The organism is Bacillus sp. FSL W8-1202, from assembly GCF_038006165.1.
Taxonomy (GTDB): Bacteria; Bacillota; Bacilli; order Bacillales; family Bacillaceae; genus Bacillus; species Bacillus subtilis.
Window position 1 is genome coordinate 144264 of the sequence record NZ_JBBOUR010000002.1, and the last position, 17661, is coordinate 161924.

Below are 17661 nucleotides of genomic sequence, written 5' to 3' on the forward strand. Positions count from 1 at the left end.
GACATCGGTTTGAAAATGACCTCAAGGAAGCTGTCAAATATACTAAAGCAGCGCCTTCAGCACGAGAATCGCTCCTTTCTGTTTGACAGAGAAAAAGACACCCTCCGTGTTGAGGATCAAACGACTAAAAAAGGGATTACACTCGATTTGCCGCCGATTATTGCAAAATGGGAACTAAAAAAAGACGAAGCCATTGATGAGATCGTGTACTATGTCTCCGAAGCGATGACGGCAATGGAAGGGAAGGCTCAGGAAATGACCGGGAAAGAAACTCGCATTTATCCGGTCATCCGCTCGACTTCCTTCCCGGACAAGTCCAGCGAAGATATCCCGCTCATTTATGACGATCATACCGCAGAGACAAGAATTTATTACGCGCTAGATCTCGGGAAAACCTACCGTTTAATTGACCAGCGCATGCTTGAGAAAGAAAACTGGACAAAAGAGCGGATCAGAGAGACGGCCGCATTTAATCTCCGTTCCCTGCCGACGGTTGTCAAAGAGGATACGGTTGCCGGCAATTACTTTTATTTCTTCAGGGCAAACGACGGATACGATGCAAGCCGGATTTTGAACGAAGCGATCTTAAATGAGTATAAGCAGCATGCAGAAGGGGAGCTGGCGATCTCTGTTCCTCATCAGGACGTTTTGATTCTTGCTGACATCCGGAATGAATCGGGGTATGATATTCTAGGACAAATGTCGATGAGCTTCTTTGCAGGCGGCACCGTCCCGATTACCGCCCTTTCATTTTTGTACAATGAAGGAAAGCTGGAACCGGTGTTTATCCTGGCGAAAAGCCGTCCGAAAAAGGATTAGAAAGGATTTTTACTTATGAACGCTTTTTATAATAAAGAAGGTGTGGGAGACACGCTCCTGATCTCTCTTCAAGATGTGACACGCGAACAATTAGGCTATGAAAAACACGGCGACGTCGTCAAAATTTTCAATAGCGAAACAAAAGAAACAACGGGCTTCAACATTTTCAACGCGTCTTCTTACTTGACCATTGATGAAAACGGCCCTGTTGCGCTCTCAGAAACATTCGTGCAAGATGTGAATGAGATTTTAAACAGAAACGGCGTTGAAGAAACATTAGTCGTTGATTTATCTCCGAAGTTTGTTGTGGGGTATGTAGAATCAAAAGAAAAACATCCGAATGCGGATAAATTAAGCGTATGTAAAGTCAACGTAGGAGAAGAAACGCTTCAGATCGTCTGCGGCGCGCCTAACGTTGACCAAGGCCAAAAAGTTGTCGTCGCCAAAGTCGGTGCTGTGATGCCTAGCGGACTTGTCATTAAGGATGCAGAGCTTCGCGGCGTTCCGTCAAGCGGGATGATCTGCTCAGCGAAAGAGCTTGATTTGCCGGATGCCCCTGCTGAAAAAGGAATCCTTGTGTTAGAAGGAGACTATGAGGCGGGAGACGCATTTCAGTTTTAGACTCCCATAAATCCGCTAAAAAAAACGAATCATGTGAAAAGCCGCTAAGCCCTTGTTTAGCGGCTTTGTTTCTGCTGATAGCTTAATCTTTTCTGGGCCGACCAGCAGTGGTATACTAAAAACCGTCCCAGAAAACTATAAGGGAGTTAGAGATAAATTATGAGTTGGCTTCATAAATTTTTTGATTTGTTTTTAGGCGAAAGCGAAGAGGATGCTGAACGGGAGACAAAACCCGCTCAAATTCCGCAGCAACAAGAAGTACATCATCCTGAAGGACAATTAAAAAGATTGGAAGATCCTAAAATATATTATGAATATCCAAAAGGCAAATTTCGTTTTCCAGTCGTGCCTGACGGATACAAAAATCATGACCTGAGAAGGCGCCGCACATCATCGGACGAACCGAAATCCGCGCCTCGTCCAAGTGCTGCACCTTACAGAGAGCGTCCCAGAAATGAAGAAGAGCAGCATACATATCAAGCAGCAGAGCCGGCGAAGAAACCGTTTAAACCGACAAATATCCCTTCGCCTGTCTATGGATTCAATCAAAAACCATCTGTTAAAAAGGATGTGCCGAAAAAGCCTTCTGAAACATTGCACGAACCGGATAAATCGGTAAAAGAGAAGGTAACACTGCTGTCAGAAGAGATCGAACGTGAACGCGGCTATCCTGCTTCAGACACACAGGCGCATTCCAAAAAAGAAAGTCCTTTCTTCCCGGATACCCAATTTGAAAAACAGCCTTCTGGCGTTTTAAACAGAAAGGATACGGAGAATGATGAGGCGCTGGCGAAACGGCCAGCCGAGCCGTCAGGTAACAAAGTGCCATTTGAGTCAGGCGTTCAACAGCCGGAAAAAGAGGAGCCTTCCTTCCCAGCTGAACATGCCGAAGAGCAAACACCGTCTGAGATGCTCACAGATACGGCGGCTGAAGGGCTTTCAGACAGTGAAGTAGGCCGCGAAGAGCCTGCAACGGCTAAGGAAGAACAAAGGGAGCAGCAGTCAGAGACATTTGAAGAGCCTGTTTTCTCCGCTGAACTTGATGAAGAGCAAACAGCTCCTGAATCTCAGACTGAGTCAGTATCTGAGGATGAAAAAGCAAAAGAGCCGTCAGACAGCTCAGTATACAATCATCATGAAAACGCGGCAGAAGGTGCTGAGTCCCCGTTCGTTCAAGAAGAACAAATGGACATTCGTCAGGAAGAGCCTTTATTTACTGATCATGAGTATTCATCAGAGGCTCTGGCTCAAGCAGAAGCTGTGGCAAAAGAAACAGAAGAGCCATCAGACAGCATAATAAATAATCATTATGACATCCTGGGAGAGGCTCAGGAAACGAAGATAGATGTTCAACCAGACAGCCATACAGAGCTTGAGAAAACTGAACACATGGAGCAGGGTTCCAAATCGTTTTCTGCAACCCTTGAAAACCAGCAGGAAATTCGCGCAGACAAACCTCGCGAAGCTTCAGAAGAGCCGAAAAAAAGGCCTGGTGTACAGGAGAAATGGACTGAACAAAGCGCATCTTCTCAAAAAGGGCCATCCGTTCCTTTTAATGTGATGATGCTGAAAAGAGATACGCATAAACAGCAAAAAGCAGAGGAGCGCCGCGGCAGCTATGTATTTCCGAATGTTGCACTGCTTGATGTCCCGCCAGCGCAGGTTCAAGATGATACTGCGTGGATCGAAGAACAGCGTCAGCTTCTTGATTTAACCTTGAAAAACTTCAATGTCCGCGCCAATGTGGTCCATGTAACCCAGGGGCCGTCTGTCACGAGATTTGAAGTGCATCCTGAACCAGGTGTAAAGGTGAATAAAATCACCAACTTGTCCGATGATATTAAACTCAGTCTCTCAGCTAAAGATATTCGGATTGAAGCGCCGATTCCGGGGAAAAACACGATCGGAATTGAAGTGCCGAACCGCACGAGCAAGGTGGTTGATTTGCGCCAAATGATTCGCAGCTCAGCTTTCAGGACAAGCAAGTCACCGCTCACAGCTGCGCTGGGATTAGATATTTCAGGAAATCCTGTTGTTATCGACTTGAAGAAAATGCCGCATGGCTTGATTGCCGGCGCTACAGGCTCCGGAAAAAGCGTATGTATCAATACAATATTAGTCAGCCTGCTTTATAAAGCTGACCCGAGTGAGGTAAAGGTGCTGCTGATTGATCCGAAAATGGTAGAGCTGGCCCCTTACAATAAAATTCCTCACCTCGTCAGCCCGGTCATTACTGATGCTAAAGCGGCTACAGCTGCTTTGAAATGGGTCGTTGAGGAAATGGAGCGCCGCTATGAGCTTTTTGCCCATTCAGGTGTCCGCGACATTGACCGCTTTAATCAATTAACCGCTGAACACCAAATGGGTGAAAAGCTGCCATATTTAGTTGTCATTATTGATGAGCTTGCAGATTTGATGATGGTGGCTCCAAACGATGTGGAAGAAAGCATTGCGCGGATCGCCCAAAAAGCCAGAGCGTGCGGTATCCATCTTCTCGTCGCCACTCAGCGTCCGTCAGTCGATGTCATTACAGGTCTGATTAAGGCGAATATCCCAACGAGAATCGCCTTTTCTGTTTCAAGCCAGGTTGATTCCCGAACAATTATTGACATAGCCGGTGCAGAAAAGCTTCTCGGAAAAGGGGATATGCTCTTTTTGGAAAACGGATCGGGAAAACCGGTACGTCTGCAAGGTAACTTTGTGTCAGACCGGGAAATCGACCGCGTCGTTTCCCACGTCAGAAGCCAAATGCCGCCGACCTATTTATTTGAACAAGAAGAGCTCGTAAGACAAGGATCAGCCCTGAAAGAAGAGGACGAACTGTTTTACGAAGCGTGTGAGTTTGTTGTAGAGCAAAACAGTGCGAGCACTTCAAGCCTGCAAAGAAGATTCAGAATCGGTTACAATCGTGCGGCAAGGCTGATCGACATGATGGAAGCGGAAGGCATGATCTCTGAGGCAAAAGGAAGCAAGCCTCGAGAGGTGCTGATCACAGCAAGTGATTTAATAAACGAATAATATGGGTTCATTTTCACACCAAACATGGTATGATAGTGTTTAGAGCATTTAACAGCTATGCCGCTTTACAGCAGCTGTGCATAGACAAATCTTGATATCTGGGTTTAATCGGAAAGAAATAACCTGATACTAAACATAACAAAACATATAAAATACGCCGCTAAGGGAGGCTTTTCAGCCGCCGCGGTCGCAAATTGAAATGAGCGTCATATACTGGGGAACAGATAGACGTTTGTTGGAGGTACAATTATGACTGTTTATCATTTTGTTGGAATAAAAGGGACCGGTATGAGTCCGCTTGCCCAAATACTTCATGATAATGGATATACTGTCCAAGGATCGGATATCGAAAAATTTATTTTTACGCAAACAGCGCTTGAAAAAAGAAATATTACGATTCTTCCTTTTAGCGCGGAAAATATTAAACCCGGCATGACAGTCATCGCCGGAAACGCATTCCCAGACACGCATCCTGAAATAGAAAAAGCGATGTCTGAGGGAATTCCGGTGATACGTTATCATAAGTTTTTAGGCGACTACATGAAAAAATTCACGAGTGTTGCCGTTACGGGCGCACACGGCAAAACGTCGACTACGGGTCTGCTGGCTCACGTGATCCAAAACGCAAAACCGACGTCTTTCTTAATCGGAGACGGAACAGGCCAGGGAAATGAAAACAGCGAATACTTTGTGTTTGAAGCGTGCGAATACCGCCGCCATTTCTTAAGCTATCAGCCGGATTACGCGATTATGACGAATATTGATTTTGATCATCCTGATTACTTCTCAAGCATTGACGATGTATTTGACGCTTTCCAAGAGATGGCTCTTCAGGTCAACAAAGGCATTATTGCCTGCGGAGACGATGAGCATCTGCCGAAAATCCATGCGAACGTCCCGGTTGTGTATTACGGCACGGGGGAAGAAAATGATTTTCAAGCCAGAAACATCGTAAAAAGCACGGAAGGGACAACTTTTGATGTCTTTGTCCGCAATACGTTCTATGATACGTTTTATATTCCTGCGTACGGCCACCACAATGTATTAAACTCATTGGCGGTCATTGCGTTATGCCATTATGAAGAAATTGATTCCAGCATCATTAAGCATGCTCTCAAATCCTTTGGGGGCGTCAAACGCAGATTCAATGAGAAGCAGCTTGGGGATCAAGTGCTGATCGATGACTATGCTCATCATCCGACAGAAATAAAAGTGACAATCGAGGCGGCAAGACAGAAATATCCTGATCGGGAAATTGTCGCGGTATTCCAGCCTCATACATTTACACGGACGCAGCAGTTCCTTGACGAATTTGCAGAAAGTCTGAGCGGCGCTGACTGTGTGTATTTATGCGATATTTTCGGCTCAGCCCGTGAGAATGCCGGAAAGCTGACGATCGGCGATCTCCAGGGAAAAATTCATAATGCCAAGCTGATTGAAGAAGATGACACATCTGTTTTAAAAGCTCATGATAAAGCCGTTCTCATCTTCATGGGAGCAGGAGATATCCAAAAATATATGAGAGCCTACGAAAACGTCATGGCATAATAAAAAGCAGTGATCTCACTGCTTTTTATTTATCTGATGGAAAAGCTTATTAAAGGATTTTCTTACATAACGGAGAATAGTATGTATACAGCCCAGTACACATGTTTATGATTGAAGAAAACGGGTAAACAGCAGTATATCCTGCAGCAAGGAGGTTTGAGATGATTATTATTCTTTATTTGAGCGTTGCACTCATCGCAGTTGCATTTCTCGTATTAGTGATCTACTTGTCTAAAACATTGAAGTCACTGCAGCTGACACTAAAAAACGTCGCATCCACTCTTGAAGGGCTGGAGGGACAAATGAAGGGCATCACAACTGAAACAGCCGAGCTTTTACATAAGACCAACCGCCTGGCTGAAGATATTCAGGAAAAATCAGAAAAGCTGAACACGGTCGTTCATGCTGTTCAAGGAGTGGGAGCTTCTGTACAGCAGTTCAATACATCCATGAAACAAGCGGCAGGGTCTGTATCGGCATCAGTTAGAGAAAATCAAGATAAGATCAATCAAGTTGTCACATGGAGTCAAGCAGCAATGGAAATTTGGGAGAAATGGAAGCAAAAGAAAAAATCAGCCCTGTAAGAGAAAAAAATACTAAGAGGAGGAATAATGATGAGCAAAGATGGAATTAATAGTAAAGATTTTTTAATCGGAACTTTAATCGGGGGAATCATCGGTGCCACTACAGCTCTTTTTCTAGCGCCTAAATCAGGCAAAGAACTTCGCGACGATCTCGGCAGCCAAGCTGTTGCTTTACGGGACAAAACTGATAAAATGACGGCAGATGCGAAGGAAAAAGGCACGCAATATGTCAGCATCGCAAAAGACAAAACTTCCAACATCACACAGCTTGTAGCGGATCAGTCTGGGCAGATCATGAACAAGGTAAAGGATTTAAGAGACCGTTCCAAATCTGACAAAACGGATTCATCGACTGCAATGCAAGATATGAGGGAAGAAGCGATGCAGGCGGCTGATGAAACAAAAGATCAAGTCCTCCAGACGAAAGAAGATGTAAAAGACGAACTGAAAGATGCACAAAAACAGGCTGAGCAGTTGAATCGCTGAGCAGGGAAGGAAGAGCTTGAGTCATGGCTAAACAGCTTATTCAATCTGAGGAAGAATTTAAACGGATTGCAGAACAGGAAGGCGTTTTCGTCTTCTTTAAACACAGCACCACATGCCCGATCAGCCAGGCAGCATTTCATGAGTTTGATGCCTTTGCAAATCAGCATGAGGATGTGCCGGCTTACTATCTTCAAGTACAAGAAGCCCGGCCGCTGTCCAATTTCATTGCAGAAACATATGGGGTCAAGCATGAAAGCCCTCAGGTATTCATCATTCAGAACGGTGAAGTGAAATGGCATACCTCACATTCACAAATTACAGAAGCCGCTATTGAGCAGCATTTGTCATAGAAAAAAGCGTCCAGATATCATCTGGCGCTTTTTTTTGTAAAAAACCCTTGAACATTGCCCTCACATCATGTAGGATAGCTTCATAGATTACTTTATCACTTAAAAGCGTTTGGGTAATAAAGTAGAGTTTTTATAAAATTTTTTGTATTTCAGTATTTCCATTTGGAATTACTTATAGTAAGATGCATGATAACTACAAAATAAAAAATGAATGTGCAGGGAAAGGATGAAAAAAATGAGCAACACAGAGTTAGAGCTTTTAAGGCAGAAAGCAGACGAATTAAACCTACAAATTTTAAAACTAATCAACGAACGCGGAAATGTTGTAAAAGAGATCGGTAAAGCGAAGGAAGCACAGGGTGTCAACCGATTTGACCCTGTCAGAGAACGCACAATGTTAAACAATATCATTGAAAACAATGACGGGCCGTTCGAAAATTCAACCATCCAGCACATTTTTAAAGAGATATTCAAAGCCGGTTTAGAGCTTCAGGAAGAAGATCACAGCAAAGCGCTGCTTGTCTCCCGCAAGAAAAAACCTGAAGATACAATTGTTGATATCAAAGGCGAAAAAATCGGAGACGGCCAGCAAAGATTCATTGTCGGCCCATGTGCGGTAGAGAGCTATGAGCAGGTAGCTGAAGTCGCTGCAGCTGCGAAAAAACAAGGGATTAAAATTTTGCGCGGTGGAGCCTTTAAGCCTCGTACGAGCCCATACGATTTCCAAGGACTCGGTGTTGAAGGCCTTCAAATTTTAAAACGTGTAGCGGATGAATTTGATCTGGCGGTTATCAGTGAAATCGTAACTCCGGCTCATATCGAAGAAGCGCTGGACTACATTGATGTCATTCAAATCGGAGCGCGCAACATGCAAAACTTCGAATTGCTGAAAGCGGCCGGCGCCGTGAAAAAGCCAGTGCTTCTGAAGCGCGGTCTTGCTGCAACGATCTCTGAATTCATCAATGCTGCTGAATACATCATGTCACAAGGAAATGACCAAATTATCCTTTGTGAGCGCGGAATCAGAACATATGAAACAGCAACGAGAAACACGCTGGATATTTCAGCTGTGCCGATTTTGAAACAAGAAACGCATTTGCCAGTCTTTGTTGATGTTACGCATTCAACAGGCCGCCGTGACCTCTTGCTTCCGACAGCTAAAGCCGCTTTAGCGATCGGTGCAGATGGCGTAATGGCTGAGGTTCACCCTGATCCGTCAGTCGCACTTTCTGACTCTGCTCAGCAAATGGCGATTCCTGAATTCGAAAAATGGCTGAATGAACTGAAGCCAATGGTGAAAGTCAACGCTTAATTGAACAATCCAAAAGGCCGCGCCTGCGGCCTTTTTTTATGCTTTCTCGTTTATTTAGTTATAAAAACCAAGTATACGTTTTCATCATCTATAAAAACGTGTATAATTTCATGAGAAGTAATTAAATTTGATGAATAATGAAAAATAATGTACACTACTGACTTACGCTTACAAATCATAAACGACATAAATTCGGACATTATGACATTTCTCTACATAAAGTGTTTATGCTATAGATAAGGATAAGTGTATCCAGTAAAAGGAGTGGTTTTAGGATGAGCAATATTACGATCTACGATGTAGCGAGAGAAGCTAATGTAAGCATGGCAACCGTTTCCCGTGTCGTGAACGGCAACCCGAATGTAAAACCGACAACGAGGAAAAAAGTCTTGGAAGCCATTGAACGTCTCGGTTACCGTCCAAACGCGGTGGCAAGAGGACTGGCAAGTAAAAAAACAACAACTGTAGGTGTCATCATTCCCGATATCTCAAGCATTTTCTATTCAGAGCTTGCGCGCGGAATTGAAGATATCGCGACAATGTATAAATACAATATTATTTTGAGCAACTCTGACCAAAACATGGAGAAAGAGCTGCACTTGTTAAACACAATGCTCGGCAAACAAGTGGACGGCATCGTGTTTATGGGCGGAAACATTACGGACGAGCATGTGGCGGAATTTAAGCGTTCCCCAGTGCCGATTGTACTTGCCGCTTCTGTAGAAGAGCAGGAGGAAACACCGTCAGTCGCTATCGATTACGAACAGGCGATTTATGATGCTGTGAAGCTTTTGGTTGATAAAGGACATACAGACATCGCGTTCGTTTCCGGACCAATGACAGAACCGATCAACCGTTCGAAAAAACTCCAAGGCTACAAACGTGCGCTTGAAGAAGCGAACCTTCCGTTTAATGAACAATTTGTAGCTGAAGGGGATTACACATATGATTCCGGACTCGAAGCACTGCAGCATCTGATGAGCCTGGATAAAAAACCGACAGCCATTCTTTCTGCAACTGATGAAATGGCACTCGGCATTATCCATGCCGCTCAGGATCAGGGCTTATCCATTCCGGAGGATCTCGACATTATCGGCTTTGATAATACAAGATTAAGTCTCATGGTTCGTCCGCAGCTGTCGACAGTTGTTCAGCCGACATACGATATTGGCGCCGTTGCGATGAGACTGCTGACGAAGCTCATGAATAAAGAGCCGGTTGAAGAGCATATCGTCGAACTGCCGCACCGTATAGAGCTAAGAAAGTCAACCAAGTCATAAGAAAAACAAAGAGCAAGCTTCACCTTTATGGTGAATTCTTGCTTTTTTCATGGGGAGAAATGATGAAACGTTTTGATTATCTTACACCTGTTGGATTTGTGTTAGGAACGATTATTATTGTTATCGGGATTATTTCGGGATCGGGAGTAAGCGGTTTCCGCTCTTTTCTTGATCTGACCTCTTTCTTCATCGTAACAGGGGGACTTTGCGCCGCTGTTTTTATCAGTTTTCCGCCAAGAGAGCTGAAAAAAGCGCCCTCTGTGTTAAAGCAGGCATTCATCCGCCAGGAAGACAATGTGAAAGATCTTGTGAAAACCTTTGTCTCCCTTTCCGATCACGCGCGAAAACACGGGCTTTTATCATTGGATGATCAGGCTCGGGAAATCAAAGATCCATTCTTGAAAAAAGGGCTGCTTTTAGCGATTGACGGCTGGGATGAAGAAACGATTCGGCTCGTCATGGATTCAGAAATCGCAGCAATGGAGGAACGGCACCGAAAAGGGCGGCGAGTTTTTGAAAAAGCGGGAGAATTCGCTCCGGCGTGGGGAATGATCGGAACACTCGTCGGGCTTGTGCTGATGCTCAAAAACTTAAATGACCCGCATATGCTTGGACCAAATATGGCCATTGCGCTTCTGACGACTTTGTATGGTTCATTACTGGCAAATATGGTCTTCAACCCGATCGCGGCTAAGCTTGAAGAGAAAACAGAAAGTGAAATTTTCATCAAGCAGGTAATGGTGGAAGGGATTATCGGTGTTCAATCCGGAAAAAACCCGCGCAACCTTGAAAGCCAGCTGGTCGTTTTCAGCTCACGGGAAGAATGGCAGAAGCAGCCAAAACAAGTAAAAACAAAAAAGGGATCTGTACATGAAGCTTAGAAGAGAACGTTTTGAAAGAAGGAATGGAAGCGCAAAAAACAGTCAATCTTCATCCAGTTGGATGGTAACCTTTACAGATCTGATCACCTTGATCCTTGTGTTCTTTATTTTACTCTTTTCAATGTCCCAAATCGATCTGCAAAAATTCAAAGCGGCAGTGGACTCGATCCAGAAGGAAGGCAACGGGCTTCAGCCGGACCAAACATCCATAGAAAAAAAGAATACATCCCCATCTGATACGAAGAAGCAAGAGGATCAGCAGGATCAGCTTCTCAAGAAAGTAAATACATATATAAAAGACAATCATTTGAAGGCCCAAATGACAGCCAAACGGGATGAACGCGGTGTCGTGCTCGTTCTTCAGGAGGCTGTGCTGTTTGATACAGGTGAGGCAAAGGTGCTGAAAAATGCCGAAACACTTCTTCACCAAATTGCTGTTCTTCTTCAAACAATTCCAAATGACATTCAGGTGGAGGGGCATACAGACAGCCGAAACATTTCGACATACAGATACCCGTCGAATTGGGAGCTATCAGCAGCACGGGCAAGTGGAGTGATTCAATACTTCACGTCAAAAGAGAAGCTTCCCTCCAAGCGCTTTATTGCTGTCGGTTATGCGGATACAAAGCCGGTGAAGGATAACAAGACAAATGAACACATGAAGGAAAATCGGCGTGTGGAAATAGTGATCAAAAAATCAAAAACGACCTCTTCGTAAAGGTCGTTTTTTACTTTGTTCTTTGCTGTTCAGAACGTATCGCATATAATGCTTTGCTGACAGTTTGGGCATTTTTTTCTGTAATTTCAGGCTTGCGGGGAATCGGAGGATATAAATCAGCCGGATCGCTCCAGCTCGACGGAAGGGCCACGGGGCATTGTTTTTGCCATTTAGCAATCCATTCCGGCGGGATCTCGTATCCCGGATCAATTCCCTTCATTTCAAGCCATATTCTGGCCCAGGCGCGGGGCACGACACGCCAAATATCATATCCGCCGCCTCCGACTGCAATCCATTTCCCTCCGCAATATTGATGAGCCAAAGTGTGTGCAAGACGGGGGATTTCTTCGTATATATTGATTGTTGCTGATAAATGCGTCAGCGGGTCGTAGTAATGGGCATCGGCGCCGTTTTGGCTGATAATGACATCAGGCTCGAAATACGCGGCGACTTCTGAAGCTGCTGTCCGGTAAGCCTCAAGAAAAGAATCATCCTCTGTAAAAGCGTCAAGCGGAATATTAAAGGAATAGCCATATCCTTTTCCGCTGCCTTTTTCTTGGATCTGACCGGTTCCAGGGAATAAATACCTTCCTGTTTCATGAATGGACAGCGTGCATACGTCAGGATTATCGTAAAATGTAAATTGCACACCGTCCCCGTGGTGGGCGTCCGTATCAATATAAAGCACTCTGGCGCTATATTTTTTCTGGATATATTGAATAGCCACAGCGCTGTCGTTGTATATGCAGAATCCTGATGCTCTCCCGCGAAAGCCGTGATGAAGCCCTCCGCCAAGGTTTGCCGCATGCAGGGCTTGTCCTGACATGACCCAGTCTGCGGCCGTTAAAGTGCCGCCGACCAAGAGTGATGCCGCTTCGTGCATGCCGGCAAAGACGGGTGTGTCTTCAGTGCCGAGCCCGTAGCTTTCTCCTTCTTCAGCGGGAAGCTTTCCGGCGCCCGCAAGCTTTACGGCCTGAATGTAATCGTCCGTGTGGACAAGGGAAAGCTCCTCTTCTGAAGCGAGTCTGGGGTGACAATGTCTCCATCATCAAAGGCATTGATCGTCTTAAGCAAATCATATGTTAACAGAACCCGCTGCTGATTAAAGGGATGCTCCTGATGAAACATATAGGTTTGGTAGGATGGAGAATAGATAAATACACTGTCTCTCATAGCAGATCCCTTTGCTCTGACGGCCATACGACGTGGTGTCCATTTCTTTGTAATGCCTGCAAAAACGGCAGCGGATTCATCGTTTTTACACGGAAGACAAGGACTTTTACACCGGGATCGTCATGCGGATAAACAAGCACGCTTAATATTTTGACTTGAAGGTCTTGGCAAAGACTGCTGATCTCAGCGAGGCTTTTGGTGATGTCGTTTACTTTTATCTCAATTTGCGAGCCCGGCTGGTCAGCGCCTGTCAATTTGACAAACGTCCGCAGCAAATCGGTTTTTGTTAAAATGCCTATTAATTTTTGATGGTGTACCACTGGAAGGCAGCCGATGCCATGCTCGTAGAACACGGCTGATATTTCTTCGACAAAATCTAACGGATGGGCGCAGACAACATCCTTTTTCATAATTGAATCTACGCTTCGTGTGAGAAATAGGCTTCGTTTGTTTTCTTCAAAAATACTCGGGCTGGCCTGTTTCATGTCCCTGTCTGTAATCATGCCGATCACGTGTCGTTCTTCATCTACAACAGGCAGATGCCTGATATGGTATTCCTTCAGTTTGCATATGGCTGTTTCAAGCGTATCCGTCTTCGTTAATGTAATGACATCTCTTTTCATGATTTGCTCAACAATCATTATTTTTTCCCCTTTGTCAGTGTCAGTTAATACATATAACGATGATAAAAACGGAGCCTGTCAAATTGCTCAATTGATTCTTGGCTGACGTTTTTTCCAATGCGGGCCATCAGACAGTTTGCAGGGTGGGAGCTGATCTCCGGCTCATCCGTTGCAAACCAGACCAATCCGCCTGCATTCATCATCTTTTCCATGATCTTTCTGTATTCCCACACATCTTTTTTCATCCCTTTTAAATCCCAATGCCAGTAATATTCTGTCGTCATCACAATGTAGTTTTCCATTTGTTCATCCATCATGCTGACGGTCAGGAGCGTCTTTCCGACAGCGCATCCCCGATAGTCCGGCGCTACTTCGATGGCTCCGAGCTCAATCAAATCCTCCATATTTCCTTCAGACCATCTTTCGAGCGGGTCAGGATATAAATACGTGACATAGCCGACAATGGTTCGGCCGTCTCTGGCAATAATAATGCGCCCTTCGGGAAGGCCTGCAATGTCGACTAGCGCTTCATGCTGCTCGCGAGGCGGGCGAAATGCGGTTAAATCTTTATGAAACTCATAACCTGCCAAATCCTCTGGAGAGACAGGCCCTTCTATCAGTAAAGAGCCGGTTGCTGTTTTGATGTTTGCTGAATGGTATGTTTTATGATGTTCCACTAATTCACCGTCCCATCAATTCTTATCAAAAATAGATGCCTTCTTTAAGAATACCAAATTATAAAGCGTTTTCAACATGGTTTATATTTTAAAAATTGAGAACAATATGAATATATACTATAATAATTGTGACAACTTCAGCAAAGGGGGATGTTTGGGCATGAATTTGAAAGCGTTACCAGCAATAGAGGGGGATCATAACTTAAAAAACTATGAAGAAACGTACCGGCATTTTGATTGGGCCGAGGCAGAGAAACATTTCTCTTGGCATGAGACAGGGAAACTGAATGCGGCGTATGAAGCGATTGACCGCCATGCCGAATCGTTTCGAAAAAACAAAGTAGCGCTTTATTATAAAGACGCAAAAAGGGATGAAAAATACACATTTAAAGAAATGAAGGAAGAATCAAACAGAGCCGGGAATGTGCTGAGACGGTATGGAAATGTGGAAAAAGGGGACCGCGTTTTTATTTTTATGCCGAGATCACCCGAGCTTTATTTTATTATGCTTGGCGCAATCAAAATTGGCGCCATCGCCGGGCCGCTGTTCGAAGCATTTATGGAGGGAGCGGTGAAAGACCGGCTTGAAAACAGTGAGGCAAAGGTTGTTGTCACAACACCTGAGCTGCTGGAGAGAATACCGGTAGACAAACTGCCTCACTTGCAGCATGTCTTCGTAGTCGGGGGAGAGGCTGAGAGCGGCACGAATATCATCAATTATGATGAAGCAGCGAAACAGGAAAGCACAAGACTGGATATCGAATGGATGGATAAAAAAGACGGCTTTCTGCTTCACTATACATCAGGTTCCACTGGTACGCCAAAGGGCGTGCTGCATGTCCATGAAGCGATGATTCAGCAATATCAAACAGGAAAGTGGGTCCTTGATTTAAAGGAAGAAGACATTTATTGGTGCACGGCTGATCCAGGCTGGGTGACAGGTACGGTATACGGCATTTTTGCACCGTGGCTGAACGGAGCGACAAATGTCATCGTCGGCGGACGTTTCAGCCCGGAAAGCTGGTATGGTACGATTGAACAGCTTGGCGTCAATGTCTGGTACAGCGCGCCGACTGCTTTTCGGATGCTGATGGGAGCGGGAGATGAAATGGCTGCGAAATATGATCTAACTTCACTCCGGCATGTGCTCAGTGTCGGTGAGCCGCTAAATCCGGAAGTCATCAGATGGGGACATAAAGTTTTTAACAAACGAATCCATGATACCTGGTGGATGACCGAAACGGGCAGTCAGCTCATCTGCAACTATCCTTGCATGGATATTAAACCGGGTTCAATGGGTAAGCCGATTCCAGGAGTGGAGGCGGCGATCGTTGACAATCAAGGCAACGAGCTTCCGCCGTACCGAATGGGCAATCTCGCCATCAAAAAGGGCTGGCCTTCCATGATGCATACCATTTGGAATAACCCTGAAAAGTATGAATCGTATTTCATGCCGGGCGGCTGGTATGTGTCTGGGGATTCTGCTTACATGGATGAAGAGGGATACTTTTGGTTCCAAGGCAGAGTTGATGACGTCATCATGACCTCCGGTGAGCGCGTCGGCCCATTTGAAGTGGAAAGCAAGCTGGTCGAACATCCGGCTATTGCAGAAGCAGGCGTAATCGGAAAACCTGACCCGGTGCGTGGAGAAATCATTAAAGCCTTTATTGCACTCAGGGAAGGATTTGAGCCTTCTGATAAACTGAAAGAAGAGATCCGCCTATTCGTAAAGCAGGGTCTTGCAGCCCATGCGGCTCCGCGTGAGATCGAATTTAAAGATAAGCTTCCGAAAACCCGAAGCGGAAAGATCATGAGGCGCGTGCTGAAGGCATGGGAGCTTAATCTTCCTGCTGGAGATCTGTCAACAATGGAGGATTAAAAGGCGGCGTTGACACAGGATTTTATTTATGTTAAAAATGATATAGCTTCATATGAAAAGGTAAAGATTGAGACAAGTAGAATATCCTTACGTTCCAGAGAGCTGATGGCCGGTGAAAATCAGCACAGACGGATATATCGAATACACTCATGAACCGCTTTTGCAAACAAAGCCGGCCAGGCTTTCAGTAGTGAAAGAACGGACCTGATCCGTTATCAGGCAAAGTGATAAGACGAATGTTTGCATTCTCTTATTAGTAGGGTGGTACCGCGATAATCAATCGTCCCTTCGTGTAAACGAAGGGGCGTTTTTTATTTTAATCAAAAAAGGAGCTTTATCTTATGACAAACTTACTTGAAGACTTATCCTTCCGCGGATTGATTCAGCAAATGACAGATGAAGAAGGGTTAAATAAACAGCTGAATGAAGAAAAAATCCGCTTGTACTCAGGCTTTGACCCGACAGCAGACAGCTTGCATATCGGACACCTGCTGCCTATTTTAACACTTCGCCGTTTTCAGCTTGCGGGGCATCATCCGATTGCGCTTGTGGGCGGCGCGACGGGCCTCATCGGTGATCCAAGCGGAAAAAAAGCAGAGCGTACATTAAACACTGCTGACATCGTATCCGAATGGTCCCAAAAAATCAAAAACCAGCTGTCCAGATTTCTAGATTTTGAAGCAGCAGAAAACCCAGCTGTCATCGCGAACAACTTTGACTGGATCGGCAAAATGAATGTGATCGATTTCCTTCGTGACGTTGGTAAAAATTTCGGCATCAATTACATGCTGGCAAAAGATACGGTCAGCTCAAGAATTGAATCAGGCATCTCGTACACTGAATTCAGCTACATGATTCTTCAATCTTATGATTTCTTAAATCTTTACAGAGACAAAAACTGTAAACTGCAAATCGGCGGAAGCGATCAGTGGGGCAATATCACAGCGGGTCTTGAACTGATCAGAAAATCAGAAGAAGAAGGAGCAAAAGCGTTCGGCCTAACGATTCCGCTTGTCACAAAAGCAGACGGCACGAAGTTCGGAAAAACGGAAGGCGGCGCGATCTGGCTTGATAAAGAAAAAACATCGCCATATGAATTCTATCAATTCTGGATCAACACAGACGACCGTGACGTTGTCAAATACTTGAAATACTTTACGTTCCTTTCAAAAGAGGAAATTGAAGCATACGCTGAAAAAACAGAAACGGCGCCAGAAAAACGTGAAGCGCAAAAACGCCTGGCAGAAGAAGTGACATCACTTGTTCACGGACGCGAGGCGCTGGAGCAAGCCATCAACATCTCCCAAGCGCTGTTCAGCGGCAATATTAAAGAGCTTTCTGCTCAAGACGTAAAAGTAGGCTTTAAAGATGTTCCTTCTATGGAAGTTGACAGCACCCAAGAGCTTTCACTTGTAGATGTGTTGGTGCAATCTAAATTATCTCCTTCTAAACGCCAAGCGCGTGAAGACATCCAAAACGGAGCTGTTTACATTAACGGCGAACGCCAAACAGAAATAAATTATACCCTATCGGCTGAAGACCGCATCGAAAATCAATTTACTGTTCTGCGCCGCGGGAAGAAAAAATACTTCCTTGTGACGTATAAATAAGAAAAAGATCCTTTGCCACTGAAGGCAAAGGATCTTTTTGTTTACCGCATAAGAATGAAAGGAAAAGAGTATATTAGATAGG

General features: G+C 44.9%; 15 protein-coding genes, 1 pseudogene and 1 other annotated feature. Of the genes and pseudogenes, 13 read left to right on the forward strand and 3 right to left on the reverse strand.

The window, feature by feature from the left end; translation table 11 throughout:
- Positions 1-9 precede the first annotated feature (9 nt).
- The 11 genes from NSQ09_RS20785 to motS all read left to right on the forward strand — a co-directional run bounded on the left by NSQ09_RS20785 (position 10) and on the right by motS (position 11617).
- Positions 10-819: a DUF1444 domain-containing protein gene (locus NSQ09_RS20785; protein WP_326045833.1), complete on the forward strand. Its 810-nt coding sequence runs from the start codon at positions 10-12 to the stop codon at positions 817-819.
- A gap of 15 nt (positions 820-834) precedes the next feature.
- The gene (gene ytpR, locus NSQ09_RS20790) at positions 835-1440 is read left to right on the forward strand and encodes a YtpR family tRNA-binding protein (protein WP_041339760.1); all 606 of its coding nucleotides are present in this window, start codon (positions 835-837) and stop codon (positions 1438-1440) included.
- Positions 1441-1599: 159 nt separating this feature from the next.
- The gene (gene sftA / locus NSQ09_RS20795) at positions 1600-4458 is read left to right on the forward strand and encodes a DNA translocase SftA (RefSeq protein WP_341032608.1); all 2859 of its coding nucleotides are present in this window, start codon (positions 1600-1602) and stop codon (positions 4456-4458) included.
- Positions 4459-4707: 249 nt separating this feature from the next.
- Entirely contained in the window at positions 4708-6006 is a 1299-nt protein-coding gene (gene murC, locus NSQ09_RS20800; protein ID WP_003229274.1) for a UDP-N-acetylmuramate--L-alanine ligase, read from the forward strand.
- A 161-nt stretch (positions 6007-6167) separates the two neighbouring features.
- Entirely contained in the window at positions 6168-6590 is a 423-nt protein-coding gene (locus NSQ09_RS20805; RefSeq protein WP_003229276.1) for a DUF948 domain-containing protein, read from the forward strand.
- Positions 6591-6620: 30 nt separating this feature from the next.
- Entirely contained in the window at positions 6621-7076 is a 456-nt protein-coding gene (locus NSQ09_RS20810) for a YtxH domain-containing protein (protein ID WP_004398549.1), read from the forward strand.
- A gap of 23 nt (positions 7077-7099) precedes the next feature.
- Entirely contained in the window at positions 7100-7426 is a 327-nt protein-coding gene (ytxJ, locus tag NSQ09_RS20815) for a bacillithiol system redox-active protein YtxJ (protein WP_015714529.1), read from the forward strand.
- A gap of 235 nt (positions 7427-7661) precedes the next feature.
- On the forward strand, positions 7662-8738 hold the full coding sequence (locus NSQ09_RS20820; protein WP_003223454.1) for a bifunctional 3-deoxy-7-phosphoheptulonate synthase/chorismate mutase: 1077 nt from the start codon (positions 7662-7664) through the stop codon (positions 8736-8738).
- A 275-nt stretch (positions 8739-9013) separates the two neighbouring features.
- Positions 9014-10018: a catabolite control protein A gene (gene ccpA / locus NSQ09_RS20825; protein ID WP_017695488.1), complete on the forward strand. Its 1005-nt coding sequence runs from the start codon at positions 9014-9016 to the stop codon at positions 10016-10018.
- A 62-nt stretch (positions 10019-10080) separates the two neighbouring features.
- Complete coding sequence (gene motP / locus NSQ09_RS20830; RefSeq protein WP_014477672.1) at positions 10081-10899, forward strand: flagellar motor protein MotP; 819 nt, start codon at positions 10081-10083, stop codon at positions 10897-10899.
- Positions 10889-11617: a flagellar motor protein MotS gene (gene motS, locus NSQ09_RS20835; RefSeq protein ID WP_017695489.1), complete on the forward strand. Its 729-nt coding sequence runs from the start codon at positions 10889-10891 to the stop codon at positions 11615-11617. Before motP ends, motS begins: the two co-directional genes overlap by 11 nt.
- A 10-nt stretch (positions 11618-11627) precedes the next feature.
- Here motS and NSQ09_RS20840 read toward each other — a convergent pair.
- The 3 genes and pseudogenes from NSQ09_RS20840 to acuA form a co-directional block, all read right to left on the reverse strand.
- A pseudogene (locus tag NSQ09_RS20840) lies at positions 11628-12790 on the reverse strand (acetoin utilization protein AcuC).
- Positions 12787-13431 (reverse strand): acetoin utilization AcuB family protein, encoded by a 645-nt coding sequence (locus tag NSQ09_RS20845; protein ID WP_017695491.1) that lies wholly within the window; start codon positions 13429-13431, stop codon positions 12787-12789. Before NSQ09_RS20845 ends, NSQ09_RS20840 begins: the two are co-directional and overlap by 4 nt.
- Before the next feature lie 26 nt (positions 13432-13457).
- Positions 13458-14090 carry an acetoin utilization protein acetyltransferase AcuA gene (gene acuA / locus NSQ09_RS20850; protein WP_003229296.1) on the reverse strand — a complete coding sequence of 211 codons (633 nt, stop codon included), beginning with the start codon at positions 14088-14090 and terminating at the stop codon, positions 13458-13460.
- A gap of 160 nt (positions 14091-14250) precedes the next feature.
- On the opposite strand from acuA, the gene acsA reads away from it, so the two are divergent.
- Together acsA and tyrS are read left to right on the forward strand one after the other, a co-directional pair.
- Positions 14251-15969 carry an acetate--CoA ligase gene (gene acsA / locus NSQ09_RS20855; RefSeq protein WP_004399030.1) on the forward strand — a complete coding sequence of 573 codons (1719 nt, stop codon included), beginning with the start codon at positions 14251-14253 and terminating at the stop codon, positions 15967-15969.
- A gap of 54 nt (positions 15970-16023) precedes the next feature.
- Positions 16024-16260 (forward strand) — a binding site (T-box leader).
- Positions 16261-16310: 50 nt separating this feature from the next.
- A complete protein-coding gene (tyrS, locus tag NSQ09_RS20860; protein ID WP_014480566.1) occupies positions 16311-17579 on the forward strand; it encodes a tyrosine--tRNA ligase in 1269 nt (422 codons plus the stop codon).
- Positions 17580-17661: the final 82 nt, after the last annotated feature.